We start from the raw sequence: 24,704 nt of genomic DNA, 5'->3' as shown, positions 1-24,704 counted from the left end.
CGTCGACTCAACATATCAACGAGTGTTAGTTTGTTGGTATGTCTTCCGACTCCTGTGACCTCCTCTGCCTCGACCTGCCCCAGGCCGAGGCGGTCCGCGCCGTCGTCCCCGCCGACGAGGACGTCCGGGCCGCCGCCGAGCGGGCGCACGCCCTGGCCGACCCCACCCGGCTGCGCATCGCCCGCGCCCTGGCGGCCGGCGGGGAGCTGTGCGTGTGCGACCTGGCGTGGGTCTGCTCCGCCGCGCAGAACCTCGTCTCCCACCACGTCCGCCGGCTGCGCGCCGCCGGGCTGGCGGCCTCCCGGCGCGACGGCAAGCTCGTCATGTACCGCCTCACCGACACCGGACACGCCCTGCTGTCCCTGCTGCTGCCCGAGGCCGGCCCCGTGCCCGCGGCGGGAGAGGGCTGAGCCGTGTCCGACCTGTGCTGCGGTGACGACGGCGCTCCCGAGCCGCCCCGTGTCCGCCCGCTGCCGGACCCGACCGCCGCTCCCGCGTCCCGTGCGCCGGCCGAGGTCGCCTGCCCCTGCTGCGCGGACGGCGGCGTCCGCGATCGTCACCTCCCGGGCACCGCCGCCGACGGCCGCGGTGCGGACGGTGGCCGCGGCCGTGCCCCCGCCGGGGCGGCCGCCGACGGCGACGGGTGCGGCGACCCGACCTGTGGCGCGCCCGCGTCCGGGCCGGGGGAGGCCCCGGGCGCGTGGTGGCACTCGGCCGCCGTGCGCTGGGCCGCGGCCGCAGGGGTGTTCTGGCTGTCCGGGCTGCTCACCGAGTGGTTGATCGGCCTTCCCGCGGTCGCGACCGCGCTGTTCGCCGCCGCGATCGCCGCGGGCGGGTGGACGTTCGTGCCCGGCACCCTGCGGGCGCTGGCCCGGGGAAGGCTCGGCGTGGGCACGCTGATGACGGTGGCCATGGCCGGCGCCGTCCTGCTCGGGGAGGTGGGCGAGGCCGCCATGCTCGCCTTCCTGTTCTCCCTGGCCGAGGCGCTGGAGGACCACGCCGTGGCGCACACCCGCCGCGGTCTGCGCGCCCTGCTCGACCTGGTCCCGGCGAAGGCGACCGTGCTGCGCGGCGGCTGCGAGGCCACCGTCGCCCCCGCCGAACTACGGGAGGGCGACCTGCTGCTGGTCCGCCCCGGCGAGCGCGTCGCCACCGACGGCGTGGTCCGCTCGGGCCGCTCCACCGTGGACACCTCGACCGTCACCGGCGAGTCCGTACCGGTGGAGGCGGTCGAGGGCACCGGGGTGTTCGCGGGCACCGTCAACGGCGGCGGCGCCCTGGAGGTCGAGGTCACCGCCCGGGTGGCCGACAACTCCCTGTCCCGGATCGTGCACATCGTCGAGCGCGAGCAGGCCCGCAAGGGCGCCGCCCAGCGCCTGGCCGCCGGGATCGCCCGGCCCCTGGTCCCCGGCGTCCTCGTCGCCGCGGCCCTGATCGCCGCCGTCGGCTCGGTGTTCGGCGACCCGGGGGTCTGGATCGAGCGCGCCCTGGTGGTGCTCGTGGCCGCCTCCCCGTGCGCGTTCGCCATCTCCGTCCCCGTCACCGTGGTCGCCGCCGTCGGCGCGGCGAGCCGGTCGGGCGTGCTGGTCAAGGGCGGGGCCGCCCTGGAGGCGTTCGGGACCGTGCGGGTCGTCGCCCTGGACAAGACCGGGACCCTCACCCGCAACCGGCCCGCCGTGGTGGCCGTCGAGCCCGCACCCGGGCACACCCGCGAGGAGGTCCTCGCCGCGGCCGCCGCCCTGGAGGCGCGCAGCGAGCACCCCCTGGCCGCCGCGATCCTGGCCGCCCGCCCCGCCCCGGAGCCGGCCCGGGACGTGGCGGCGGTGCCCGGCAGCGGCCTGGCCGGAACCTCCGCCGACGGCACGCCCCTGCGGCTGGGCCGCCCCGGCTACATCGACCCCGGCCCCCTGGCCCCGGCCGTGGTCCGCCTCCAGGAGCAGGGCGCCACCACCGTCCTGGTCGAGGCCGCCGGCTCGGTGGTCGGGGCGGTCGCGATCCGCGACGAGCCGCGCCCCGAGGCGGTCGAGGCGGTGGCCGCCCTGCACCGCATGGGCGTGCGCACCGTCATGCTCACCGGAGACAACGAGCGCACCGCCCGCGCCCTGGCCGCGCAGGTCGGCGTCACCGAGGTCCACGCCGACCTGCGCCCCGAGGACAAGGCGGCCCTGGTCGCCGGCCTGCGCCGCCACGGGCCGGTGGCGATGGTCGGCGACGGCGTCAACGACGCCCCCGCCCTGGCCACCGCCGACACCGGGGTGGCCATGGGCGCCATGGGCACCGACGTCGCGATCGAGACCGCCGACGTGGCGCTCATGGGCGAGGACCTGCGCGCCCTGCCCCGGGCCCTGGCCCACGCCCGCCGCTCCCGGCGCGTCATGCTCCAGAGCCTGGTGCTGTCGGGCGGGATCCTGCTCGCCCTCGTCCCGCTTTCGGCGTTCGGCGTCCTGGGGCTGGCGGCCGTCATCCTCACCCACGAGCTAGCCGAGGTCCTGGTCATCGCCAACGGCGTCCGCGCCGGGCGCCGCCCCGCCGCGGACGGCCCCCGGGCCCGTCGGCCCGGGGCCGGGGCGGGCGGGTAGGAGGAGGGCCAGGAGCGCGGTCGCGGCCTGCACCGCCGCGAGGGCCCAGAAGACGGCGGTGTACCCGGCGGCCGGGCCGCCCGCCGCGGACCCGGCGGAGGCCAGGGGGACCAGGAGCGCGAGCCCCACCGCGCCGCCGGCCTGTTTGGCGGTGTTCATCAGCCCCGAGACGGCCCCGGCGTCCTCGGCGCGCGCCCCGGAGGTGACGACGGCGGTCAGCGGCGTGGCGAACAGCCCCGCGCCCAGCGCGATCGCCACCGCCGGGCCCGCGACCGCCGTGAGGTAGGCGCCCGAGGACAGGGCCGCCGCCTGCCAGGCGAAGCCCGCCGCGGCGGTGAGAGCCCCGGCGGCCACCAGGGTGCGGGCCCGGAAGCGCTCCATGAGCCGGGGCGCCACCCGCCAGCCGACGAGCATGGTGACCAGGGTGTGGGGGAGGAACCCCAGTCCGGTGGCCAGTGCCCCGAACCCCAGGACGTCGTGCATGGCGAAGGCGAGGAAGTACCACATCGGGATCTGGAGACAGGCCCCCGACAGCAGCATCAGGAGGTTGCCCAGGCCGGTCGCGCGCTCGCGCAGCAGCCGCGGCGGCAGCAGCGGGGCGGCCGCCGTGCGGGTCTCGACCACGGCCAGGACGGCCAGCGCGAGGACCCCCGCGGCCAGGCAGGCGACCGCGCCCGGGTCCGCCCGCCCGTGGTCGGCGGCGCGGGTGAGGCCGTAGGTGAGCGCGGTGAGTCCGACGGCGGCCGCCAGGGCTCCGGGCACGTCCAGGCCGCCGCGCACCGCCGCGCGGCGGTGCCCGCCGGTCAGCACGCGCAGGGCCGTGCCCACGGCGAGCAGCCCCAGGGGGACGTTGACCAGCAGGACGGCCCGCCAGGACAGCGCCTCGGTGAGCAGCCCGCCGACGAGGTTGCCCGAGGCCCCGCCGGCCAGACCGACCGCCGTCCAGACGGCCAGGGCCCGGACCCGGGCGGGTCCCTCGGGGAAGGCGGAGGTCAGCACGGTCAGCGTGGCCGGGGCCAGCACGGCGGCGCCCAGCCCCTGCGCGGCGCGGGCGGCGACCAGCACCCACGGTGCGGTGGCCAGCCCGCCGACCAGACTGGCCGCGGTGAACAGCGCGAGCCCGGCGGTGAACGCCTGCGACCGCCCGTACAGGTCGGCCAGGCGGCCGCCCGGGAGTAGGAACCCGGCGAAGGCCAGCGCGTAGGCCCCCGCCACCCACTGCACCCCGCCCGGTGCGAAGTCCAGCGCCGCCCGGATCGGCGGGAGCGCGACGTTGACCACCGACACGTCGAGCACCACCATGAACTGCGCCGTGCAGACCAGGGCGAGCACGCCCCGGTGCGCCGCGCCGGGCCCGGCGCCGGCCGCGCGTTCTCCCATGACGCCCCTCCCCATCAGAACGATGTGACCGCATCGGTTTGCCTGAGACCGTAGCCGGGCTACGATGGCCCGGTCAAACCGATGTGTCCACATTGGAAAAAGGGGGGCGGGGATGGAGCGACGGGCCCGCGGCCGGGGGGCCGCGTACGAACGGCGCCGGAACGAGATCGCGGACGCGGTGCTGGAGGTGGTGGCCGCCGAGGGGCTGTCGGCGGTGTCGCAGAGCACGGTCGCCGCCCGCGCCGGGGTCTCGCCCGGCCGGGTCCAGCACTACTTCCCGGCCCGCCACGAGCTGATCGAGGCCGCCTTCGACCGGGCCAACGCCCTGAGCAGCACCCGCATCGCCGCCCGGGCCGGCGCGGACTCCCCGCCCCGCGAGGCGCTGACCGCGGTCCTCACCGAGCTGATCCCCTACGACGCGCCCACGCGCACCCACATGCGCATCCGCCAGTCCTTCACCGCGCTGGCCCTGTCGGAGGAGTCCATCGCCGACCGCATGCGCGGCGAGTACGAGCGCTTCCACGGGCGGCTCGCCGACCTGCTGCGCCGGGACCGGGAGGCCGGCGCGCTCCCGGCCGCGGTGGAGCCGGACCGGGAGGCGGTCGCCCTGGCCGCCCTTGCCGAGGGCCTGGCCTACTACGTCCTCATCGGCCGCGAGGACGCCGGCGCGGCCCGCGACCGGGTGCTCTCCGCGATCGCCGCCCTCTACGCCTGAACCGCCCCGGCCGGCGGCCCCCGCGGGGGGCGGATACCGTGGTGGTGCCGCCGCCGCGCCGTCCGCCCAGGTGGGGCGGGCCGGGACACCGGCCGGCGGCCGTTTCCGAGAGCCGATGGGGTGAGCCGCCCGTGAGTGGGACACAGACCGGGCCGGCAGGCCGCCGCGCGTCCTCGGCCGACGCGGCGCGGCCGCACGAGGGCGCGGGCCGGGGCGCCTGGCGGCGCGAGTCCAACACCTCGGTGCGGCGGGCCGCCCCGCTCCCGCGGGGCGCCGCGACGCCCTTCGTGATCATCGCCGAGTCGCACGTGCTGGGCGCCCCCGCGGAGTGGGAGCCGCACGTGCACCCCGCGCACGAGCTGGTGTGGGTGAGCCGCGGTGCCCTGACCTCGCGGGTCGGGGACAGCGTCTTCACCGTCTCGGAGGGGTGCGGGCTGTGGGTGCCCGCGGGGGAGGTGCACTCGGGCAGGCTCACGGCCGGGGCCGGGTTCCACACCGCCTTCTTCGCTCCCGAGCGCACCCGGGTCGCCTTCGGAGGGCCGACGGCCATCGCCATGACCCCGGTGCTGGAGGCGCTGCTGATGCGCCTGGCCCGCACGGACCTCGACGTCGGGGAGCGGGAGCGGACGGAGGCGGTCGTCTTCGACGTGCTCGAACCCGCCGAACGGCAGCTCGCCCTGCGGCTGCCCGGCGACGCCAGGGTCGGCGCGGTGGTGGAGGCGCTGTTGGAGGACCCCGCCGACGACCGCTCCCTGGACGAGTGGGCGCGGGACCTGGGGGTCAGCGCCCGCACGGTCAGCCGGGCGTTCCGCGCCGCCACCGGGCTGTCGTTCGCGCAGTGGCGACGGTCACTGCGCATCCACCGGGCGCTGACGCTGCTCAGCGAGGGGTGCGAGGTCCAGGACGCCGCGGAACTCCTCGGTTACGCCCAGACCAGTACCTTCATCGAGGCCTTCCGGCGGGTCATGGGCACCACGCCGGGGGCGTACGCGGGCGCCGCGCACCCGGCTCCTGTCCGGAATCCCGTATCGGGTGTCCAGAAGTCCTGATTGCAGCCACAAAGCGGACAAATCTATCCTGAGTGAGTGAAGGCTAACCTAATCTCCACTCCGGGCGGCCGCGCTCCCGCGTGCTCCCGAACCCGCCGTGACCTGCCCGGACGTGCAGTCGGAGCCGCCGCGCCGCACACGGCCGACCGGACGCCGCGCCGCGCCGCCCGGTTCCCGGCACCCGGGCGCACCGCCGTGCGCACGGCGCCGTGACGGGCGCGCACGCCCTGCGCGGAGACGGCCTGGTCCTGAGCCACGGCGGGACCGAGGTCGTCCACGGGGCCGCCCTCGCCCTGGAGGCCGGACGCGTCACCGCCCTGGTCGGGCCGAACGGCAGCGGCAAGTCCACCCTCCTGCGCTCCCTGGCCCGGCTGCACCGCGTCGACGCCGGGCAGGTCACGCTCGGCCCCGGCGCGACCCCGGCCTCCGCGTTCAGCGCCCGCCGGTTCGCCCGCGAGGTCACCCTCTTCTCCCAGTCCCGGCCCGTGCCCGAGGGCCTGACCGTGCGCGAGGTCGTGGCGTTCGGGCGCCACCCGTACCGGCGCGGCCTCGCCGGCCCGAGCGCCCGGGACCGGGAGGCGGTCGAGCGCGCCATGGCCGCCACCGGGGTCGGCGACATGGCGGACCGGGCCGCCGGGGAGCTCTCCGGCGGGGAGATGCAGCGCGTCTGGCTCGCCACCTGCCTGGCCCAGGACACCGGCGTCGTCCTGCTGGACGAGCCCACCAACCACCTCGACCTGCGCTACCAGGTCGAGACCCTCGACCTGATCCGCGACCTCGCCCAGGACCACGGCGCCGCGGTCGGGGTCGTGCTGCACGACCTCGACCACGCCGCGCGCGTCGCGGACACCCTGGTGCTGCTGGACGCCGGGCGCGTCCGCGCCGCGGGCGACCCCGCCGAGGTCCTCACCGAGGAGAACCTCGGGGAGGTCTACGGCATCCCGGTCGAGGTCACCCGGGACCCCCGGACCGGGCGGCTCCGCATGGACCCCGTCGGCCGGCACCCCGACCGCACCCGGTCGGCCCCCCGCACCTGAAGAACACACGAACAGACACAGAGCAGAGAGAACACCCCATGACCCGGCTCCGCCCCCTCGCGACCGCGGCCACCGCCGCCCTCGCCCTCGTCCTCGCCGCGACAGGATGCGGCACCACCGACGTCGACGAGCCCGAGACCGGCGCCGTCGCCGCGCCCCCGTCGGACGACTGCGCCCAGGACACCACGGCCACCTCCACCGGACCGGTGTCGCTGACCGACGGCGTCGGCCGCACGGTGGAGCTCGACCGCCCCGCCGAGCGCATCGCCGTGCTCGAATGGCAGCAGGTCGAGGACGCGCTCACCCTGTGCGTCACCCCCGTGGCGGTCTCCGACACCGAGGGCTACAGCACCTGGGTGAGCGCCGAGGAACTGCCCGAGGGCGTGACCGACATCGGCAGCCGCGAGGAGCCCGACCTCGACACCCTCTACGCGGCCGACCCCGACCTCATCGTGGTGGAGGCCTTCAGCGCCGACGACGAGATCATCGCCCGGCTGGAGGAGCGCGGCGTGCCCGTCCTCGTCACGCTGGGCGCCGACCCCGCCGACCCCATCGAGAACATGCGGAACGTGTTCCGGATGATCGGCGAGGCGACCGGGCGCACCGAGCGCGCCGACCAGGTGATCGGCGAGTTCGACGCCCACCTGGCGCAGGCCGAGGAGGAGGTCGCCGCCGTCGACCTGCCCACCACCGACTTCCTGTACTTCGACGGCTGGCTCCAGGGCGGCAACCTCACCATCCGGCCCTACGGCGAGGGCGCGCTGTTCACCGCGCTCGGCGAGGAGCTGGGGCTGACCCCGGTCTGGACGGACGAGATCAACGAGGCGTACGGCGACGGCGGCGTGAACCCCTCCTACGGCCTGGCCCAGACCGACGTCGAGGGCCTCACCGCCGTCGGGGAGGCCAACCTCTTCTACGCCAACGACGAGGGCGTCGGCGGCTACGTCGAGGAGCTGGAGAAGAACCCCATCTGGACCTCCCTCCCGGCCGTCGAGGAGGGCCGGGCCTACTCCTTCCCGCCCCGGATCTGGGGCGCGGGCGGCCCCCGCTCCACCGCACAGGCGGTCGACGCCTTCGCCGACGCCCTCACCCGGGGATGAGCGCGAACCCGGAGACGGCCCGCCGCCCGGCGGGCGGGCTAGCCCCGACCCCGCCCCGGCCCCTGCCGCCGCGCACCGGACCGCGCGGCGCCGCCGCCGGGGCGGGGGTCCTCGCGGGCCTGGCCGCCGCGATCCTCGCGGTGGGCCTGTGGCACCTCACCCAGGGCACCTCGGGCGTGGGGTGGTGGGACCTGCTGCGCTTCACCGCCGGGGCTCGCGAGGAGGTCGACGGCGTCCCGGTCGGGGACGTGCTGGTGGGCTCCCGGCTGCCCCGCCTGTTCGCGGGCGTGGCCGTGGGCTTCGCCCTCGGCGCCGCCGGGGCCCTCCTGCAGTCGGTCACCCGCAACACGCTGGCCTCGCCCGACACCCTCGCGGTCACCGCCGGCTCCTACTTCTCCCTCACCCTCGTCGCCGCGTTCGGCCTCGCCGTCCCGCTGTGGGCCTCGGGCCTGGCCGCGTTCACCGGCGGGCTGCTGGCCGCCGCGTTCGTGCTGGGGCTCGCCGGCCGCGGCGCGGGCACGGCCACGACCCGGCTCGTCCTGGCCGGGTCGGTGGCGGCGATGGCCCTGGACGCGGCGACCGCGATGCTGCTGATCCTGTTCAAGGAGAACACCACGGGCCTGTACGCCTGGGGCAGCGGCTCCCTCGTCCAGCTCGACATCGCCGCCTCCCTGCGGGCGATGCCGCTCATCGCCGCCGTGCTCGCCGCGGCCCTGCTGCTCTGCCGCCGGCTGGACGTGCTGGGCCTGGGCGACGACACCGCGGCCTCCCTGGGCGTGCCCGTCCGCTCCACCCGGATCGCGGCGGTGCTCTGCGCGGTGCTCCTCACCGCGGCCTCGGTCACCCTGGCCGGGCCGATCGCGTTCATCGGCCTGGGCGCGCCCGTGCTGGCCCGCCTGCTCGCCGGCCGGGTCCGGGCGCTGCGCGGGCACCTCGTCATGGTGACGGCCTCCGGCCTGCTCGGCGCGCTGCTGGTCCTGCTCGCGGACGCCGGGCTGCGCGCCCTGCTCGGCGCGGAGGGGGCCGCCTCGATCCCCACCGGCGTGCCGACGGCCGTGCTGGGCGGTGTCCTGATCGTGGTGCTGGCCCTGCGCCTGCGCGACGCGGGCCCGGTCCGCCGCCCGCCCGGCGCGCGCACCGCGGCGCGGTCGCGCCGGCGCTTCCTCGGCGTCCTGGCCGCGGCCGCGTGCTGCTCGCCGGCGCCGCGCTCGCCGGGGTGCTCGCGGGCGGGCTGTGGCTGCGCACCGGGGACATCGCGCTCTGGCTCCAGGGGACCGCCCCGGAGCTGATCGGCCGGGCCCTGGACGAACGGGTCCCCCGGGTGGCCGCCGCGGTCCTGGCCGGCGCGGCGCTCGCCCTCTCCGGGGCCGTCGTCCAGGGCACCGTGCGCAACCCGCTCGCGGAGCCGGGGCTGCTGGGCATCACCGCGGGCGCCGGGCTGGGCGCGGTGGCCGTGGTGACCGCGGCCCCGGGCGCGGGGCTCCCGCCGCTGCCCGTCATGGCCGTGCTCACCGGACTGGCCACCTTCGCCCTGATCACGGCGGCGGCCTCGCGGGGCGGGCTGCGCCCCGACCGGTTCGTCCTGGTCGGCATCGGGACCGGGTACGCGCTCACCTCCGTCACGACGTTCCTGCTCCTGCGCGCCGACCCCTGGCAGACGCCGCGCATCTTCACCTGGCTGTCCGGGACGACCTACGGGCGCACCTTCCCGGACGTCGTGCCGGTCGCGGTGGTGCTCGTCCTGGCGGTACCGCTGGTGCTCGGCCTGGCCCGGCACCTGGACCTGCTCGCCGTCGACGAGGACACCCCCCGCATCCTCGGGATGCGCGTGGAACGGACGCGGCCGGGGCTGCTCGCCGTCGCGGCGGTGCTGGCCGCCGTCGGCGTGGTCGCGGTCGGGGTGGTCGGCTTCGTCGGGCTCATCGCCCCCCACCTGGCCCGCTCCCTGGTCGGCGCCGCGCACCGGCGGTCCGTCCCGGTCGCGATGCTGCTGGGCGCCCTGCTGGTGAGCGTGGCCGACACCCTGGGCCGCACCCTGATCGCACCCTCCCAGATCCCGGCCGGGCTCATGATCGCCCTGGTCGGCGCCCCCTACCTCGCCTGGCTGCTGCACCGCTCCCGCGCGTGACCGCCGCCCGAACCACCAGGAGTACCCCATGCCCGCCGGCACCGCCGACGCGTCCGCCCGCAGCACCGCCGTCCCGTTCGACCCGGCCGCCCCGCCCGCGCCCCTGGAGCGGATCGCGCCCGCCCCGGTGCTGGAGCGCTGGGGGGCCGTCGACCGCTCGTCCCACGCGCCCCGCATCGTGGCCGCCCCCGGGGCCCGGGAGGGGGAGTGGGCCGGTGCCGCGCTGGTGACGGCGCGCCCCGGGACCGCCTACGGCAAGATCGTCGACGCGGTCGGCGACGTGCCCGCGGCGGTGGAGGCCGTCCTCGCCCACGCGCGGGACCGCGGCCTCGTCCAGGTCAAGTGGGAGGGGTGGACGGTCGACGCCGGGCAGGCCCGGGCCCTGGGCTTCGCGCCGATGCGCGCGCCGCTCGGGTCCGCGCGGGACGGGGGGCACCCCGGCACCGGCCACGTGCGCTGGCTCGGCGCGGCGACGGCGGAGCCCTCCTACTACCGGCAGACCACGGACTTCACCTGCGGGGCGGTCGTCGCCCTGGTCGCTCAGGAGCAGGCCGGGGCGGTGCGGCCCGGGGCCCTGGACCGCCCGGCGGAGCTGGCCCTGTGGCGCGGCGCGACCAACTTCCCCGCCTGCGAGCCCGTCGGCCTGGGCGTCGCCGTGCGCCGCGCGTGGCCGTCCTCGCCCGTCACGGTCGGCCTCGACACGGAGCTGCCCGTGCTCCTGGACTCCTACCCCGACGGGGAACGGGAGTGGCGCGCCGTCCTCCAGGCCGAGTCGCGGGCGGACGCGGCCCGGGCCGGGGTCCCGGTCGAGCCCCGCCGGCCCGCCCCGGCCGACCTCCGGGACGCGCTCGCCCGGGGGGAGCACGTCCTGCTGCTGGTCTCGCTCGCGCGGATGCAGGGGTTCGACGTGCCGCACTGGCTGCTCTGCCACGGCGCGGTGCCGGGGGCCCTGGTCGTCGAGGACCCCTGGACCAACGCCGCCACCGGCGACACCTGGGTCGACGCGCACCTGCTGCCCGTGCCCGACGCCTCGCTCGACGCGATGTGGGGGGTCGAGGGGGACCGCCGCCGCGGCGCCGTGTACATCGGGCGCCCCGCCGCGGCGGGGGAACCGGGGGAACGGTGGGGGCGGGGGTTGCCCGAGCCCGCCGGGAACGGATAGAAGGGGAGACCGAGAGGGCCGCCGGTGCGGGCCGCACCGCGCCGGGCGGACGAACCGACCCCGGGGAGCGAGCATGGAACACACGGCCGCGGACGTGCCCAACCCCTTGGAGCAGCCGACCGTCGAGGACCTGCGCCGGCGCACGAGCATGAAGTGGCGCACCTACCCGGAGGACGTGCTGCCCCTGTGGGTGGCCGAGATGGACGTGCCCCTGGCCGAGCCGGTCGCCCGGGCGCTGCACCGCGCGGTGGAGCTCGGCGACACCGGCTACCCCGTCGGCGGACGCGCCTACGCCGAGGCGCTGGCGGGGTTCGCGCAGCGCCGCTGGGGCTGGAAGGGCCCGGACGTGGAGCACACCGCCCTCGTCCCCGACGTCATGCTCGGCATCGTCGAGGTCCTGCGCCTGGTCACCGGGCCGGGCGACACGGTGGTCGTCAACCCGCCCGTGTACCCGCCGTTCCACGCCTTCGTCACCCACGCCGACCGGCGCGTGGCCGCGGCGCCGCTCGGCGCGGACGGCCGCCTCGACCTCGACGCGCTGGGGGAGGCCTACGCCGCCGCCCGCGCCCGCGGCGGCCGCCCCGCCCACCTGCTGTGCAACCCCCACAACCCGACCGGCGCGGTGCACACCGCGGACGAGCTCGCGGCCGTGGCCGCCCTCGCCCGGGAGTACGGCGTCCGGGTGGTCGCCGACGAGATCCACGCCCCGCTGGTGCTCGACGGCGCGCGGTTCACCCCCTACCTCAGCGTCGACGGCGCGGAGGACGCCTTCGCCGTCACCTCGGCCTCCAAGGCCTGGAACCTCGCCGGGCTCAAGGCGGGCCTCGTGCTCGCCGGACCCGGTGCGGCGGACGACCTGGCCCGCATGCCCGAGGAGGTCGGCCACGGGCCCAGCCACCTCGGCGCGCTGGCGCACACCGCCGCCCTGAACGAGGGCGGCGCGTGGCTCGACGCCCTGCTGGCGGGTCTGGCCGCCAACCGCGAACTGCTGGGGAGGCTGCTCGCCGAGCACCTGCCCGGTGTCGGGTACACCCCGCCGGAGGGCACCTACCTGGCCTGGCTGGACTGCCGGGGGCTGGGGTTCGACGACCCCCGCGACACGGACGGCCCCGGGGTCGTCACCGACCTGGCGGGCCCGGCGCGCGTCTTCCTGGACCGGGCGCGGGTGGCGCTCAGCTCCGGCCACACCTTCGGCTCCGGCGGCGCGGGCCGGGTGCGCCTGAACTTCGCCACGTCCGCGGCGGTCCTCACGGAGGCGGTGCGGCGCATGGGGGAGGCGGTGCGGGCCGCCGGCTGAGACGGCCCCGGGCCGGGGCGGCGCCGCGCGGGTGCGGCGCCGCGTCCGGCTCAGATCACCGACAGCTCGCGGAGCTTCGCCTCGACCTGCGCGTTGTCCGGTTCGACGTGGTGGGTCCCGTCGGGGTAGACGACCACCGGGATGTTCGTCCTCCCCGAGATCTCCCGCGCCCGCTCGGTCGCGGCCGGGTCGTGCTCGACGTCGATGTACTCGAAGGGCACCGCCAGGTCGGTGAGCTGCTTCTTCGTGCGCCGGCAGTCCCGGCACCAGTCGGCCCCGTAGACGCGGATCGCCGCCTCGTTCATCCGTCCTCCCTCTGGGTGGTCACCGCCCCAGTGTCCCCTATGCGGACACACGGCCACGAACGGGACGTGCCGCCCGGTCAGGGGAGGAGGCCGCCCACGAGCAGCCCCAGCGCGGAGGCGAGCAGGCCGAGCAGGAGCATCCCCCAGGCGTACACGAGCGCGACGCCCCGGGAGCCCGCGCGCAGCAGCCGGACCGCCTCGACCGAGGCCGTGCCGAACGTCGAGTAGCCGCCCAGGAACCCCACCCCGGCGACCTCGGGGAGGCCGCCGGCGTATCCGTGGGCGAGGGCGTAGCCGGTGAGCAGGCCCAGCAGCAGGCAGGCGGAGACGTTCACGGTGAGCGTGCCCACCGGCAGCCGGGTCCGGCCGCCCCGGGTCAGCGCGGTGTCGACCAGGAACCGGCAGGCGCCCCCCGCCCCGCCGGCCAGCGCGGTCATCAGCAGCAGGACCATCACCGCCCCCGCCCCGCGCGGCGCGCGACCGCTGCCGCCCCCGCGACGCCGACCCCGGCCGCGGCGACCCCGGCGGCGACGCTCGCCACCGCGTAGGCCGCGGCGACGGACGGGTGGCCGGTGCCCGCGAGCCGGCCGACCTCGATCACGTACGTGCTGTAGGTGGTGAACCCCCCGAGCACGCCGGTGCCCGCGCCCAGGCGGACCCGCCTGCGCCACCCGGTGTCCCCGCCCGAGCGGGAGAGCGCCTCCAGGAGCGCGCCCAGCAGCAGGCTCCCCAGGATGTTGACGCCGAAGGTCGCCCACGGCCACTGGCCCGCCCCGGCGGGCAGGGCCGCGCCGATGCCCGCGCGCGCGAGCGTGCCGACCGCGGACCCGGCCGCGACCAGCAGTGCAGTGCCGAGGATGTGCGTGCGGGGCCCGGGGGCGGTCCCCGCGGCCGCGGGCCGCGCCGGTGTGCGTGTCATCGCCGAACCCTTCCGGGCGGGCCGGACCCGCCCCGTGGAAACGGTGCAGGAACCATCAGCCGACCGGCGGTTCGGGCGGGCGCCCCGGCGGGATCCATCGCCGCCGCGAGTCTATCCCGGCCGGTGGGGGCCGGGGCGGAGCCGGGCCGTGCGGAGGGCGGCCGAGGGCGGACACCCGGCATGCGGGACCCGGGGCGGGGGAGGGCCGCCGGGTTGGGCACAATGCCCCTATGGGTGGAACCGACGTCACCACGTCCGTGCTCTGGTCCGCGCTGGGCGGCCCGCCCGGCCTGGCGGAGGGGGTGTCCTACCGGGGTGCCGGGGCGGTGCTCCCCGCCCGGCTGCCGGTGCGGGAACTGGCCCGCGCCACCGTCGGGGTGTGCTCGCTGGCCGCCGCCGAGCTGCTGGCCGCCCGCGGCGGCGCCCCGGTGCGGCCGGTGGAGGTGGACGAGGGCTCGGTGGCCACCGCCTTCGTCAGCGAGCGCCACCTGCGGGTGGACGGGCGCCCGATGGTGCCGTTCGCGCCCCTGTCCGGGTTCTGGCGCACCGCCGACGGCTGGGTGCGCACCCACGCCAACTACCCCCACCACCGCGAGCGACTGCTGGCCGCCCTGGAGCTGTCCGGGGACACCGACGCCGAGGCACTGGGCCGGGTGCTGGCCGGGCGGCGGGCCCGGCAGGTGCAGGAGGAGGTGTACGCCGCCGGGGGACTGGCGGTGGCCGTGGCCGACCACCCCGACCCCACCCGCCCTCCCGTCGTGGAGGAGCGCCCCATGTGGGGTCCGGCCGACCGCCCCCTGGGCCCCGCGGACCTGCCGGCCGCCGGGGTGCGGGTGCTGGACCTGACCCGGGTGATCGCCGGACCGGTCGCCACCCGCACCCTGGCCCTGCTCGGCGCCGACGTGCTGCGGGTGGACACCCCCCGCCTGCCCGAGGACCGCGACACCCACATCGACACCGCGCCCGGCAAGCGCTCCACCCTGCTGGACCTGGCCGAGCCCGCGGACCGGGAGGTGTTCGAGGGCCTGCTGGCCTCGGCGGACGTGGTGGTCACCGGCTACCGCCCCGGGGTCCTGGACCGGTACGGGCTGTCGCCCGAGGACCTGGCCGAGCGGCGCCCCGGGATGATCACCGCGGCCCTGTGCGCCTGGGGCTGGTCCGGCTCCCGCTCCGGGCGCCGCGGGTTCGACAGCCTGGTGCAGGCCGGGGTCGGCATCGCCGCCGCGGAGGCCGGGGAGGACGGCGCCCCCGGCGCGCTGCCCGCCCAGGCCCTGGACCACGGGACCGGGTACCTGCTGGCCGCCGCCGTCCTGCGCGCCCTCACCGACCGGGCCGCCGACGGCCTCGGACGCGACCTGCGCCTGTCCCTGGCCGGGACCGCCGGGCTGCTGCTGCACGGTATCGACCCCGTGCCCGCCGCCGGGGGCGCCCACGACCCCGAACGGTGGCTGACCACCGCGGACTCCCCGTACGGCGGGCTGCGCTACGCCCGCCCGCCGATCGGCTACGCCGGGGCGCCCACCGACTGGGCGACCCCGCCCACCCGGTGGGGCTCGGACGCCCCGGCCTGGCTCTGACCGCCCCGGCGCCGGCGGCTCAGTACCGGTGCTCCAGCAGGGCCCCGGCGACGGCGGCCCCCTCCGGCTCCAGGACGTCGTCGCCGTCCTCCACCTGCCACAGCGCGTCCTGGAGCACCCGCCCCAGCGTCCACCCCGCGGCGCGCGACCGGTCCAGCCCCAGCCGCTCGGCGAGCAGGTCGAACCGGCGCAGCACCGCCCGCGGCACGTCGCCGCGGGCCCGGACCTCCTCCCACCGGTTGGTCAGGGCCGGGAGCAGGTCGAACCCGGGGTCCCCGGCCAGCGGCTCGGGGTCGATGGCCAGCCACGGCTCGCGGTCGGCGGCCAGCACGTTGTCGTAGTGCAGGTCCCAGTGCAGCAACCGGTCGCCGGGGGAGTCCAGGAGCTCGGCGACCGCGGCGGCGCAGGCGCGCACCAGGGCGCGGTCCTCCTCGCGGCGCAGCTCCGGAACGGCTCCGGGGGCCTGCGCCACCATGGCGGACGCCACGTCGGCGAGGGTGCGCAGCCCCGCCGGGGCGGGCACGGCGGTCAGCCGGGCCAGCAGGTCGGCGAGGATTCCCAGGGCCTCGGTGTCGTCGGGCACCGCCGACAGCGGGCGGGCGGCGTCCAGCCGTTCCAGCAGCAGGCCGCCGGTGGCCGGGTCGTGGTCCAGCAGGCGGACCGCGCCGTCGCCGTTCCAGGTGCGCAGGCCCAGGGCCGTGCCCGCGCTCTCCTCGGTGACGGGCTGGGCCTTGAGCACGGCCGGTGTGCCGTCGGGGCGCACCACCGGCAGGACCAGGCCCGCCATGCCGTTGCGGGCGGGGCCGTCGGGGCGCAGCGACCAGCGGTCCACGAGGTCGCGGACCAGGGCGGGCAGCGCGGCGAGCCAGGCGCGGCCCCGCGGGCTGGAGCCGTGCGAGGCGACCAGCGCCTCGGGGACGTCGATGTGCAGGGAAAAGGGCACGGGTGAGATCTCCTTCGCGGTGGATGTTCCAGGGGTCGCGAAGGAGCGGGGCGGTGCCCGGATGCGCCCGGGCCGGGGTCAACGCATGGTCAACACTGTAGGGCCTGCCGAGGGCCGGGGGGACGGCGGTGTCGGAGGCGGTGGATAACTTACCGCCATAGAACACCGAGGAGTCGTCCATGCCCCCGCTGCACCCCGAGCTGCGCCGTATCCGCTACCTCCCCGTGCCCCCGGTCACCAGGGGCACCAGCGGGGTCATGCGCTGGTTCACGTCCCGGATGCGGCCCGGCCGCGTGCCCGCGGACATGACCGTGCGGCACCGCACGGTGCCCGGCCCCGCCGGGGCGCCGCCGGTCGAGGTGTGGGTCTACCGGCCCCGGTCCGCCCCGTCCACCACCCCCGCGCTGCTGTGGGTCCACGGCGGCGGGCACCTGATCGGCCACCCCGCGCAGGACGAGCGGGGCAGTGTCGGGTTCGCCCGCGAGCTGGGCATCACCGTGGTCGCCGTCCGCTACCGCCTGGCGCCGCGCCACCCGGCCCCGGCCGGCCTGGAGGACGTCCACGCCGCGCTGGAGTGGATGGCCGCCTCCGCCGGTGAGCTGGGCATCGACCCCGGGCGCATCGCCGTCGGCGGGGCCAGCGCCGGGGGCGGCCTGGCCGCCGCGCTGGCGCTGCTGTGCCACGACCGGGGCGGGCCGCGGCCGGTGTTCCAGCTACTCGTGTACCCGATGCTCGACGACCGCACGGCGCTGCGCACCGATATCGACACGGCGAACATGTACCTGTGGTCGCCCTCGGCCAACCGCTACGCCTGGAGCGCCCTGCTGGGCCGCCCGCCGGGCTCGGAGGGGGTGTCGCCCTACGCCGCCCCCGCGCGCCGGGAGGACCTGTCGGGGCTGCCCCCGGCGTGGATCGGGGTGGGCACCAACGACCTGTTCCACGACGAGGACGTGGCCTACGCCCGCCGCCTGGAGGAGGCCGGGGTGCCGTGCGCGCTGAGCATCGTGCCCGGCGCCTTCCACGGGTTCGAGGTCCCCTTCGCGGACACGGGGGTGGTCAGGGGCTTCCGCCGCGCGCAGACCGACGCCCTGCGCGCCGCGCTCTTCCCCGACGCCTGAGGGCCCCCCGGCGCCGCGGCGTGCCGGACGGGGTCAGCCCCCGGTGACCACGCCGATGGCGGTGGCCAGCACGACCGCGTTGTAGAAGAACGCGAGGATGCCGTGGAGCATCACGTGCCAGCGCATCCGGGTGCTGACCACCGCCACGTCGGACACCGCGAACGTCGACCCCATGACGAAGGAGAAGTACAGGTAGTCGGGCATGGTCGGGTGCTCCGTGCAGGGGAACTCCAGGCCGCGTTCGTCCTCGTTCCGGGCGCGGTAGGAGCGCGCGTACCCCGAGTGCAGCAGGATCCAGCCCAGGACCATGGTGAGGGCGCCGAAGGCCGCGATCGCCGTGCCCAGGACGTCGTCGCCGCTGAAGTCCAGTACCAGCAGGGCGGCGCTGAGCCCGGCGAAGCCCGCCAGCACCGGGAAGACCAGGATGAACCGCTTGGGCCGCAGGACGCGCTCCCACCGGCGGCGCGGCCGGGGAACGCCGCCGGCGGCCCCCGGTGCCCCCAGCGCGCGGCGGCGGACGCTCCAGATGCCGACGGCGAGGTAGAGCAGGACGGCCGCGTCCCACAGGAACAGGAAGCCGAGGTCCTCCTCCGGGTCCCCGCCGAAGATCAGGAACAGGCCGAGCAGCAGGATGAACAGTTCGGCCAGCCGGGTCAGGGCGAGTCCGGCGAACCCGGTCCGGGCGGCGGTGGTGGTCATGTCCGCCACCTTCCCGGGCCGCCCCGCGGAAGGGGAGCGGACACGCCGGGCACGGCCCCCGGCGCCGCTGCCCGGAGGGTCAGCCGGTGAGGGTCAGCTCGAAGGAGTACCGCGAGGCCCGGTACAGGTGGGAGCCGTGCTCCACCACCCGGCCCACGTCGTCGTAGACGGTGCGGTCCATGGTGAGCAGCGGCGCCCCGCGCCGCTCCTCCAGCACCCGCGCCTCGGCGGCGGTGGCGACGCGCGCCCCGATGCTCTGGGAGGCGACCTTGAGCCGCACCCCCGCCGCCCGCAGCAGCTGGTACAGCCCGTGGTCGCGCAGGGCGTCCTCGTCCAGGCGGACCAGGTCCGCGGGCACGTGGTTGCGCATCAGCGCCAGCGGCCCGTCGCCGATGCGGCGCAGCCGCTCGATCGTGTACGCCCGGCCCCCCTCGGGCAGTTCCAGGACGGCCGCCACGGCCGGGGGCGGCTCCTCCACGACCAGCCGCAGCACCTCGGTGCGCGGCTCCTCCCCGGCGCGGGTGAGGTCGTCGTAGAGGCTGGACAGCTCCACCGGGCGGCGCACCCGGGGCCGTACCACCTGGGTGCCCACCCCGCGCCTGCGCACCAGCAGGCCCCGGTCGACCAGGTACCCGATGGCGCGGCGCAGGGTCGGCCGGGACAGGCCGAGCCGGTCGGCCAGCACCACCTCGTTCTCCAGGCGGGTGCCCGCCGCCAGCTCGCCGTCCAGGATGCGGCGCTCGATCTCCCGGGCCACCTGGAAGTAGAGGGGGATCGGGCTGGCGCGGTCCAACGGGATCGACAGGGGCGTCTGGGTCACGGTGCCAGTGTACAGATTGACCGGAGATCATGATGTCCATATGTCTAGACAAACTCTTGACACCGGGGAGGGTCGGCGTGACGATGGGGGCGCCGGTGTGACGTGACGCACACACCCCCCCGTTCTCGAAAGGGCGCTCCATGCGCATTGGCCTCATCGGAACCGGACGCATCGGACTCTCGCACGCCGCCGCCCTGGCGGCCCGACCCGAGGTCGGCGACCTGCTCGTCGCCGACCTCGACCCCGCCCGCGCCCGCGCGGCCGCCGAGCGCACCGGCGCCCGGGCGGCCGAGCGGGTCGAGGACCTCCTCGCCCCCGGGGCGGTCGACGCCCTCGTGGTCACCGCCGCCACCGACGCCCACCCCGGCCTCATCCTCGCCGGGGCCGCCGCCGGGATCCCCGTCTTCTGCGAGAAACCCGTCGCCCCCACCGTCGCCGAGACCGTGCACGTGCTCACCGAGGTCGAACGCGCCCGGGCCCGGGTGCACATCGGTTTCATGCGCCGCTTCGACGCCGGGTACCGGCGCGCCCACAGGGCCCTGCGCGACGGCGAGCTGGGCGAGCTGCACCGGGTCCACGCCACCACCTGCGACATGGCCCCGCCGCCCGCCGCCTACGTCGCCGGGTCCGGGGGCCTGTTCCGCGACTGCCACGTCCACGACTTCGACATCCTGCGCTGGGTCACCGGCCGGGAGGTCGAGGAGGTCTTCGCCTACGGGGCCGGCCGGGGCGCCGACTACTTCGCCGAACACGGCGACGTCGACACCTCCGCCGCCGTGCTGCGGCTGTCCGACGGGACCCTGGCCACCCTCCAGGGGTCGAGGTACAACGGCGCGGGGTACGACGTGCGCATGGAACTGGCCGGAACACACGCCACCCTGGCCGTCGGACTCGACGACCGGGTCCCCCTGCGCTCGGCCGAACCCGGCACCGCGTTCCCCGCGGGCGACCCCTGGGAGGAGTTCTGGTCCCGGTTCACCCCCGCCTACGAGGCGGAGATCGCCGCGTTCATCGCCATGGTCCGCGACGGCACGCCCAGCCCGTGCACGGTCGCCGACGCGCTGGAGGCCGTACTCGTCGCCGACGCCGCCGACCTGTCCAGGCGCGAGCACCGGCCGGTCCGGGTGGACGAGGTCCGGCCCTGAACCGGCGCCGGCGAGCAGAGAGGGAGGAGACCGCGTGACCACCGCCCCCGACGGACCCGCGACCGGGCCCCGCCCCGCCGGACCGTCCGCCCCCGCCGAGGTCCTCACCATGGGCCGGGTCGGCGTCGACATCTACCCCGACCAGGTCGGAGTGGGCCTGGACGAGGTCACCTCCTTCGGCAAGTACCTGGGAGGGAGCCCCACCAACGTCGCCGTGGCCGCCGCCCGGCACGGCCGCTCGGCCGCCGTCCTCACCCGGGTGGGCGACGACCCGCTGGGCCGGTTCGTGCGCCGGGCCCTGGCCGGGTTCGGGGTGGACGACCGGCACGTGCGCGCCGTCCCGGGCACCGCCACCCCCGTCACCCTGTGCGAGGTCTTCCCGCCCGACGACTTCCCGCTGTACTTCTACGGCCGCGACCCCGCCCCCGACCTGCTCATCGGCGCCGACGAACTGGACGAAGGCGCCATCGCCGGGGCCGGCCTGTTCTGGGTCACCGGCACCGGCCTGTGCCGGGAGCCCTCCCGCACCGCCACCCTGGAGGCCCTGCGCGTCCGCGGCCGCCGCGGCCACACCGTCCTGGACCTGGACCACCGGCCGATGTTCTGGGACTCCCGCGAGGACGCCCGCGCCCAGGCCGCCAGGGCCCTGCCCCTGGTCACCGCCGCCTGCGGCAACCTCGACGAGTGGGAGGTCGCCGTGGGCACCCGCGACGCCGACGAGGCGGCCCGGCGCGGCCTGGACCTGGGCCTGGAGACCGCCGTGGTCAAACAGGGCCCCGAGGGGGTCCTGATCGCGACCGCCGCGGCCGTCCACCGCGAACCCCCGGTCCCCGTGGATGTGGTCAACGGCCTGGGCGCCGGGGACGCCTTCGGCGGCGCCCTGTCCCACGGGCTGCTCGCCGGCTGGGGCGTCGCCGAGACCGCCCGGTTCGCCAACGCCGCCGGGGCCATCGTCGCCTCCCGGCTGTCCTGCGCCGACGCCATGCCCACCACCGCCGAGGTCCGACACCTGCTGGGGGAGCCCGGGCGGGAGCCCCCGCCCGCCGACCGCGGACCGGCGGGGGAGGCACCGTGATCGCCGACCGCTACCGCGACCTGGTCGCCACCCGGGTCCACCGCCCCGACGCCATCGCCCGGGCCGCCGCCGACCGGGCCCGGCCCGCCTCCCCGGTCGGGCCCACCGGGCGGGTCCTCATCATCGCCGCCGACCACCCGGCCCGCGGCGCCCTGGCCACCGGGGGCCGCCCGCTCGCCATGGCCGACCGCGTCGACCTGCTCGACCGGCTGTGCACCGCCCTGGCCCGGCCCGGGGTGACCGGGGTGCTGGCCACCGCCGACCTCGTCGAGGACCTGCTGCTGCTCGGCGCCCTGAACGGCAAGTCCGTGTTCGGCTCCATGAACCGGGGCGGCCTGGCCGGGGCCGACTGGGAGGTCGACGACCGCTTCACCGGCTACACCCCCGACGGCCTGGTCCGCGCCGGACTCCAGGGCGGCAAGATGCTGCTGCGCCTGGACTACGCCGACGGCCGCACCGCACCCGTCCTGGAGCACTGCGGCCGGGCGGTGAGCCTGCTCAACGCCGCCCGCCTGGTGGCGATGGTCGAACCCTTCGTCTCCCGGCGCAGCGGCGGCGTGCTGCGCAACGACCTGTCCACCGAGGCGGTGGCCCGCGCCGCCGCGATCGCCTCGGGGCTGGGCGACTCCTCCGCCCGCACCTGGCTCAAGCTGCCGGTGGTGGACGGGATGGAGCGCGTCGCCGCCGCCAGCACCCTGCCCGTGGTCCTGCTGGGCGGCGAGGCCGCCGCCGACCCCGAGGCCGCCTACGAGCGCTGGGCCGAGGCCCTGACCCTGCCCACCGTCATCGGACTGACGGTGGGCCGTTCACTCCTGTACCCGGCCGACGACGACGTCGAGGCCGCAGTCGACACCGCAGTGGGGCTCCTGTGACATCCACCGAACACCGCCACCACCTCCCGGCGCTCAGCACCGCGGCGCCGCCCTTCCGCACGGTCGTCACCCCCGAGGCCGCCGGATGGACCTACTCCGGGCTGCGGGTGCTGCACCTGGCCCCGGGCGCGAGCGCGCGCATCGCCACCGGCGGGGCCGAGACCCTGGTCCTGCCCCTGGACGGCGGCTGCACCGTCACCACCGGGGAGGGGGAGGTGTTCGGGCTGACCGGCCGCAGGGACGTGTTCTCGCGGGTCAGCGACTTCGCCTACCTACCCCGGGACGCCCACGCGACCGTCGCCTCCGCCGGGGGCGGCCGCTTCGCCCTGCCCTCGGCCCGCTGCGAGCGGCGCCTGCCCGCCCGCTACGGGCCCGCCGAGAAGGTCCCGGTGGAGCTGCGCGGCGCAGGTCAGGCCTCCCGCCAGGTCAACAACCTGTGCACCCCCGAGAGCTTCGAGGCCGACCGGCTCATCTGCTGCGAGGTCCTCACCCCGGCCGCCAACTGGTCCTCCTACCCGCCGCACAAGCACGACGAGGCCACCGGCACCGAGTGCGAGCTGGAGGAGATCTACTACTTCGAGGTCGCCCGCGGCCCCCGCGGCCCCGGCATGGGCTACCAGCGGGTCTACGGCGACCACGACCGGCCCGCCGACCTGCTCGCCGAGGTGCGCTCCGAGGACGTCGTCCTCATCCCGCACGGCTGGCACGGGCCCTCCATGGCCGCCCCGGGCTACGACCTGTACTACCTGAACGTCATGGCCGGGCCGGGCGACGAGCGCGCCTGGCACATCACCGACGACCCCGCCCACGGCTGGGTCCGCGACACCTGGGCCGGTCTGCCGACGGACCCGCGGCTGCCGCTGTGCACCGCCCAGGGGCCGGGGGAGGGCCGATGAGCGGGGACACCGTGCGCCTGACCACCGCCCAGGCACTGGTCCGGTTCCTGGCCGCCCAGTACACCGAACGCGACGGCGGGCGCCGCCGCCTCATCGCCGGGGTGTGGGGCGTCTTCGGCCACGGCAACGTCGCCGGGCTGGGCCAGGCCCTGCTCCAGGCCGCCGTCACCGGCGAGGCCGACCTGCCCTACCACCCGGCCCGCAACGAGCAGGCCATGGTGCACGCGGCCACCGCCTACGCCAAGGCGAGCGACCGGCTGTCGGCCTTCGCCTGCACCGCCTCCACCGGGCCCGGCTCCACCAACATGGTCACCGGGGCCGCCCTGGCCACCACCAACCGGCTCCCGGTCCTGCTACTGCCCTCGGACATGTTCGCCACCCGCGCGGTGGACCCGGCGCTCCAGCAGCTGGAGGACACCCGGGCGGGGGACGCCACCGTCAACGACGCCCTGCGCCCGGTCTCCAAGTACTGGGACCGCGTCACCCGGCCCGAACAGCTGGTCCCCGCGGCCCTGGCCGCGATGCGGGTGCTCACCGACCCCGCCGAGACCGGCGCCGTCACCCTGTGCCTGCCCCAGGACGTGCAGGCCGAGGCCCACGACTGGCCCGAGGCGTTCTTCCGCGACCGCGTCTGGCACGTGGACCGGCCCCGCCCCGACACCGCCGCCCTGGAACGAGCCGCCGCCGCGGTCCGCGCCGCGCGGCGCCCGCTGCTGGTCGCCGGGGGCGGGGTGGTCTACTCCGGGGCGGCGGCCGAGCTGCGGGCGCTGGCCGAGGCCACCGGCATCCCCGTCGCCGACACCCACGCCGGCAAGGGGGCCCTGCCCTGGGACCACCCGTGCTCGGTCGGTGGGCTGGGCGCCACCGGGACCGCCGCCGCGAACGCCCTGGCCGCCGACGCCGACGTGGTCGTCGGGGTGGGCACCCGCTACAGCGACTTCACCACCGCCAGCCGCAGCGTGTTCGGCGACCCCGGCGTGCGGCTGGTCAACGTCAACATCGCCCGCGCGGACGCGGTCAAGCTCGGCGCCCACACCGTGGTCGCCGACGCCCGCGAGGCCCTGGCCGCCCTGCGCGCCGCCCTGGACGGGTACCGCGTCCCCGCCGCGCACGAACGCCGCGCCCGGGAGCTGGCGGCGGACTGGGCCGCCGAGGTCGACCGCCTGCACCGCGCCCCGGCGGCCGACGGCCTGCTCGCCCAGACCGCCGTCCTGGGCGTGCTCAACGACGTCCTCGACGACCGCGACGTGGTGGTCAACGCCGCCGGGAGCATGCCCGGCGACCTCCAGGCGCTCTGGCGGGCCCGCGACCCCAAGGCCTACCACGTCGAGTACGCCTACTCCTGCATGGGCTACGAGGTCGCCGCCGGGCTGGGGGTGCGCATGGCCGCCCCCGACCGGGAGGTCGTCGTCCTGGTCGGCGACGGCTCCTACCTGATGATGGCCCAGGAGATCGCCACCATGGTCGCCGAGGACCTCAAGGTCACCGTCGTCGTCGTGGACAACCGCGGCTTCGCCTCCATCGGCGGGCTGTCGGAGTCGGTCGGCTCCCAGCGCCTGGGCACCGCCCACCGCCGCCGCGACCCCGTCACCGGGCGCGACGACGGACCGCCGCTGCCGATCGACCTGGCCGCCAACGCCGCCTCCCTGGGCGCCCGCGCGGTCCGCGCCCGCACCCTGGACGACCTGCGCGACGCCCTGCGCGGCGCCCGCGACGGTACGGGGGTCACCGTCATCGAGGTGCGCACCGACCCCCGCGCCCCCGGGCCCGACTCCGGCGCCTGGTGGGACGTGCCCGTCGCCCAGACCTCCGAGCTCGACACCACGCGCCGGGCCCGCGAGGCCTACGAGCGCGCCCGCACCGCCCGCCGCCACCACCTGTAGCCCAT

24 protein-coding genes and 1 riboswitch are annotated in these 24,704 nt (G+C 77.2%); of the genes, 17 read left to right on the top strand and 7 right to left on the bottom strand.

Translation table 11 applies throughout. The features are described from left to right. The first annotated feature begins 38 nt into the window (after positions 1-38). Both KGD84_RS18470 and KGD84_RS18465 read left to right on the top strand, forming a co-directional pair. Positions 39-410, top strand: a complete 372-nt coding sequence (locus tag KGD84_RS18470; RefSeq protein WP_220561670.1) for an ArsR/SmtB family transcription factor — start codon at positions 39-41, stop codon at positions 408-410. 3 nt (positions 411-413) lie between these two features. Further along, positions 414-2,579 carry a heavy metal translocating P-type ATPase gene (locus tag KGD84_RS18465; protein ID WP_220561669.1) on the top strand — a complete coding sequence of 722 codons (2,166 nt, stop codon included), beginning with the start codon at positions 414-416 and terminating at the stop codon, positions 2,577-2,579. Here KGD84_RS18465 and KGD84_RS18460 read toward each other — a convergent pair. Beyond that, entirely contained in the window at positions 2,478-3,959 is a 1,482-nt protein-coding gene (locus tag KGD84_RS18460; RefSeq protein WP_220561668.1) for an MFS transporter, read from the bottom strand. The two genes, KGD84_RS18465 and KGD84_RS18460, sit on opposite strands and share 102 nt — an antisense overlap. 112 nt (positions 3,960-4,071) lie before the next feature. Between KGD84_RS18460 and KGD84_RS18455 the strand changes: the two genes are divergently transcribed. The 8 genes from KGD84_RS18455 (at position 4,072) to KGD84_RS18420 (ending at position 12,447) form a co-directional block, all read left to right on the top strand. Next, positions 4,072-4,674 (top strand): TetR/AcrR family transcriptional regulator, encoded by a 603-nt coding sequence (locus KGD84_RS18455; protein WP_220561667.1) that lies wholly within the window; start codon positions 4,072-4,074, stop codon positions 4,672-4,674. A 131-nt stretch (positions 4,675-4,805) separates the two neighbouring features. Then, positions 4,806-5,723 (top strand): helix-turn-helix transcriptional regulator, encoded by a 918-nt coding sequence (locus KGD84_RS18450; protein WP_255646641.1) that lies wholly within the window; start codon positions 4,806-4,808, stop codon positions 5,721-5,723. A 209-nt stretch (positions 5,724-5,932) separates the two neighbouring features. Continuing rightward, positions 5,933-6,760, top strand: coding sequence for an ABC transporter ATP-binding protein (locus tag KGD84_RS18445; protein ID WP_220561666.1), 828 nt, complete (start codon positions 5,933-5,935; stop codon positions 6,758-6,760). Positions 6,761-6,798: 38 nt separating this feature from the next. Next, the gene (locus KGD84_RS18440) at positions 6,799-7,860 is read left to right on the top strand and encodes an iron-siderophore ABC transporter substrate-binding protein (RefSeq protein ID WP_220561665.1); all 1,062 of its coding nucleotides are present in this window, start codon (positions 6,799-6,801) and stop codon (positions 7,858-7,860) included. Further along, the gene (locus tag KGD84_RS18435; protein ID WP_260697141.1) at positions 7,857-9,149 is read left to right on the top strand and encodes an iron chelate uptake ABC transporter family permease subunit; all 1,293 of its coding nucleotides are present in this window, start codon (positions 7,857-7,859) and stop codon (positions 9,147-9,149) included. Before KGD84_RS18440 ends, KGD84_RS18435 begins: the two co-directional genes overlap by 4 nt. Continuing rightward, positions 9,047-9,988, top strand: coding sequence for an iron chelate uptake ABC transporter family permease subunit (locus KGD84_RS18430; protein ID WP_260697140.1), 942 nt, complete (start codon positions 9,047-9,049; stop codon positions 9,986-9,988). The genes KGD84_RS18435 and KGD84_RS18430 overlap by 103 nt, the downstream gene beginning before the upstream one ends. Positions 9,989-10,016: 28 nt before the next feature. Then, positions 10,017-11,150, top strand: coding sequence for a peptidase C39 family protein (locus tag KGD84_RS18425; RefSeq protein ID WP_220561663.1), 1,134 nt, complete (start codon positions 10,017-10,019; stop codon positions 11,148-11,150). 73 nt (positions 11,151-11,223) lie between these two features. Next, entirely contained in the window at positions 11,224-12,447 is a 1,224-nt protein-coding gene (locus tag KGD84_RS18420; protein ID WP_220561662.1) for a MalY/PatB family protein, read from the top strand. Between the two features lie 50 nt (positions 12,448-12,497). On the opposite strand, the gene KGD84_RS18415 is transcribed toward KGD84_RS18420, so the two are convergent. The 3 genes from KGD84_RS18415 to KGD84_RS18405 all read right to left on the bottom strand — a co-directional run bounded on the left by KGD84_RS18415 (position 12,498) and on the right by KGD84_RS18405 (position 13,671). Beyond that, a complete protein-coding gene (locus KGD84_RS18415; protein ID WP_220561661.1) occupies positions 12,498-12,752 on the bottom strand; it encodes a glutaredoxin family protein in 255 nt (84 codons plus the stop codon). A 77-nt stretch (positions 12,753-12,829) separates the two neighbouring features. Next, a complete protein-coding gene (locus KGD84_RS18410; RefSeq protein ID WP_220561660.1) occupies positions 12,830-13,204 on the bottom strand; it encodes a fluoride efflux transporter FluC in 375 nt (124 codons plus the stop codon). Next, positions 13,204-13,671, bottom strand: coding sequence for a fluoride efflux transporter FluC (locus KGD84_RS18405; protein WP_220561659.1), 468 nt, complete (start codon positions 13,669-13,671; stop codon positions 13,204-13,206). Before KGD84_RS18405 ends, KGD84_RS18410 begins: the two co-directional genes overlap by 1 nt. Positions 13,672-13,710: 39 nt before the next feature. After that, positions 13,711-13,782: riboswitch (Fluoride riboswitch) on the bottom strand. A 119-nt stretch (positions 13,783-13,901) separates the two neighbouring features. Between KGD84_RS18405 and KGD84_RS18400 the strand changes: the two genes are divergently transcribed. Further along, positions 13,902-15,248 (top strand): CoA transferase, encoded by a 1,347-nt coding sequence (locus KGD84_RS18400; RefSeq protein ID WP_220561658.1) that lies wholly within the window; start codon positions 13,902-13,904, stop codon positions 15,246-15,248. A gap of 19 nt (positions 15,249-15,267) precedes the next feature. On the opposite strand, the gene KGD84_RS18395 is transcribed toward KGD84_RS18400, so the two are convergent. After that, entirely contained in the window at positions 15,268-16,191 is a 924-nt protein-coding gene (locus KGD84_RS18395; protein WP_220561657.1) for an aminoglycoside phosphotransferase family protein, read from the bottom strand. Positions 16,192-16,370: 179 nt separating this feature from the next. Between KGD84_RS18395 and KGD84_RS18390 the strand changes: the two genes are divergently transcribed. After that, positions 16,371-17,309, top strand: coding sequence for an alpha/beta hydrolase (locus tag KGD84_RS18390; RefSeq protein WP_220561656.1), 939 nt, complete (start codon positions 16,371-16,373; stop codon positions 17,307-17,309). Positions 17,310-17,342: 33 nt separating this feature from the next. On the opposite strand, the gene KGD84_RS18385 is transcribed toward KGD84_RS18390, so the two are convergent. Further along, positions 17,343-18,008, bottom strand: a complete 666-nt coding sequence (locus KGD84_RS18385; RefSeq protein ID WP_220561655.1) for a DUF1345 domain-containing protein — start codon at positions 18,006-18,008, stop codon at positions 17,343-17,345. A gap of 79 nt (positions 18,009-18,087) precedes the next feature. After that, entirely contained in the window at positions 18,088-18,828 is a 741-nt protein-coding gene (locus KGD84_RS18380) for a GntR family transcriptional regulator (RefSeq protein ID WP_220561654.1), read from the bottom strand. Positions 18,829-18,968: 140 nt separating this feature from the next. Between KGD84_RS18380 and KGD84_RS18375 the strand changes: the two genes are divergently transcribed. From KGD84_RS18375 to iolD, 5 genes are all read left to right on the top strand, one after another. After that, positions 18,969-19,973, top strand: a complete 1,005-nt coding sequence (locus KGD84_RS18375) for a Gfo/Idh/MocA family protein (protein WP_220561653.1) — start codon at positions 18,969-18,971, stop codon at positions 19,971-19,973. Between the two features lie 109 nt (positions 19,974-20,082). After that, positions 20,083-21,048, top strand: coding sequence for a 5-dehydro-2-deoxygluconokinase (gene iolC / locus KGD84_RS18370; RefSeq protein WP_220565830.1), 966 nt, complete (start codon positions 20,083-20,085; stop codon positions 21,046-21,048). After that, entirely contained in the window at positions 21,045-21,920 is an 876-nt protein-coding gene (locus KGD84_RS18365; RefSeq protein WP_220561652.1) for a Cgl0159 family (beta/alpha)8-fold protein, read from the top strand. The genes iolC and KGD84_RS18365 overlap by 4 nt, the downstream gene beginning before the upstream one ends. Next, a complete protein-coding gene (iolB, locus tag KGD84_RS18360) occupies positions 21,917-22,816 on the top strand; it encodes a 5-deoxy-glucuronate isomerase (RefSeq protein ID WP_220561651.1) in 900 nt (299 codons plus the stop codon). Before KGD84_RS18365 ends, iolB begins: the two co-directional genes overlap by 4 nt. Continuing rightward, the gene (iolD, locus tag KGD84_RS18355) at positions 22,813-24,699 is read left to right on the top strand and encodes a 3D-(3,5/4)-trihydroxycyclohexane-1,2-dione acylhydrolase (decyclizing) (RefSeq protein ID WP_220561650.1); all 1,887 of its coding nucleotides are present in this window, start codon (positions 22,813-22,815) and stop codon (positions 24,697-24,699) included. Before iolB ends, iolD begins: the two co-directional genes overlap by 4 nt. The last annotated feature ends 5 nt before the right edge of the window (positions 24,700-24,704 follow it).

This window comes from Nocardiopsis changdeensis, assembly GCF_018316655.1.
In the GTDB taxonomy this organism is placed as follows: domain Bacteria; phylum Actinomycetota; class Actinomycetes; order Streptosporangiales; family Streptosporangiaceae; genus Nocardiopsis; species Nocardiopsis changdeensis.
The sequence above is the reverse complement of the archived record's forward strand: the minus strand, read 5'-3'. Positions and strand labels throughout refer to the sequence as shown.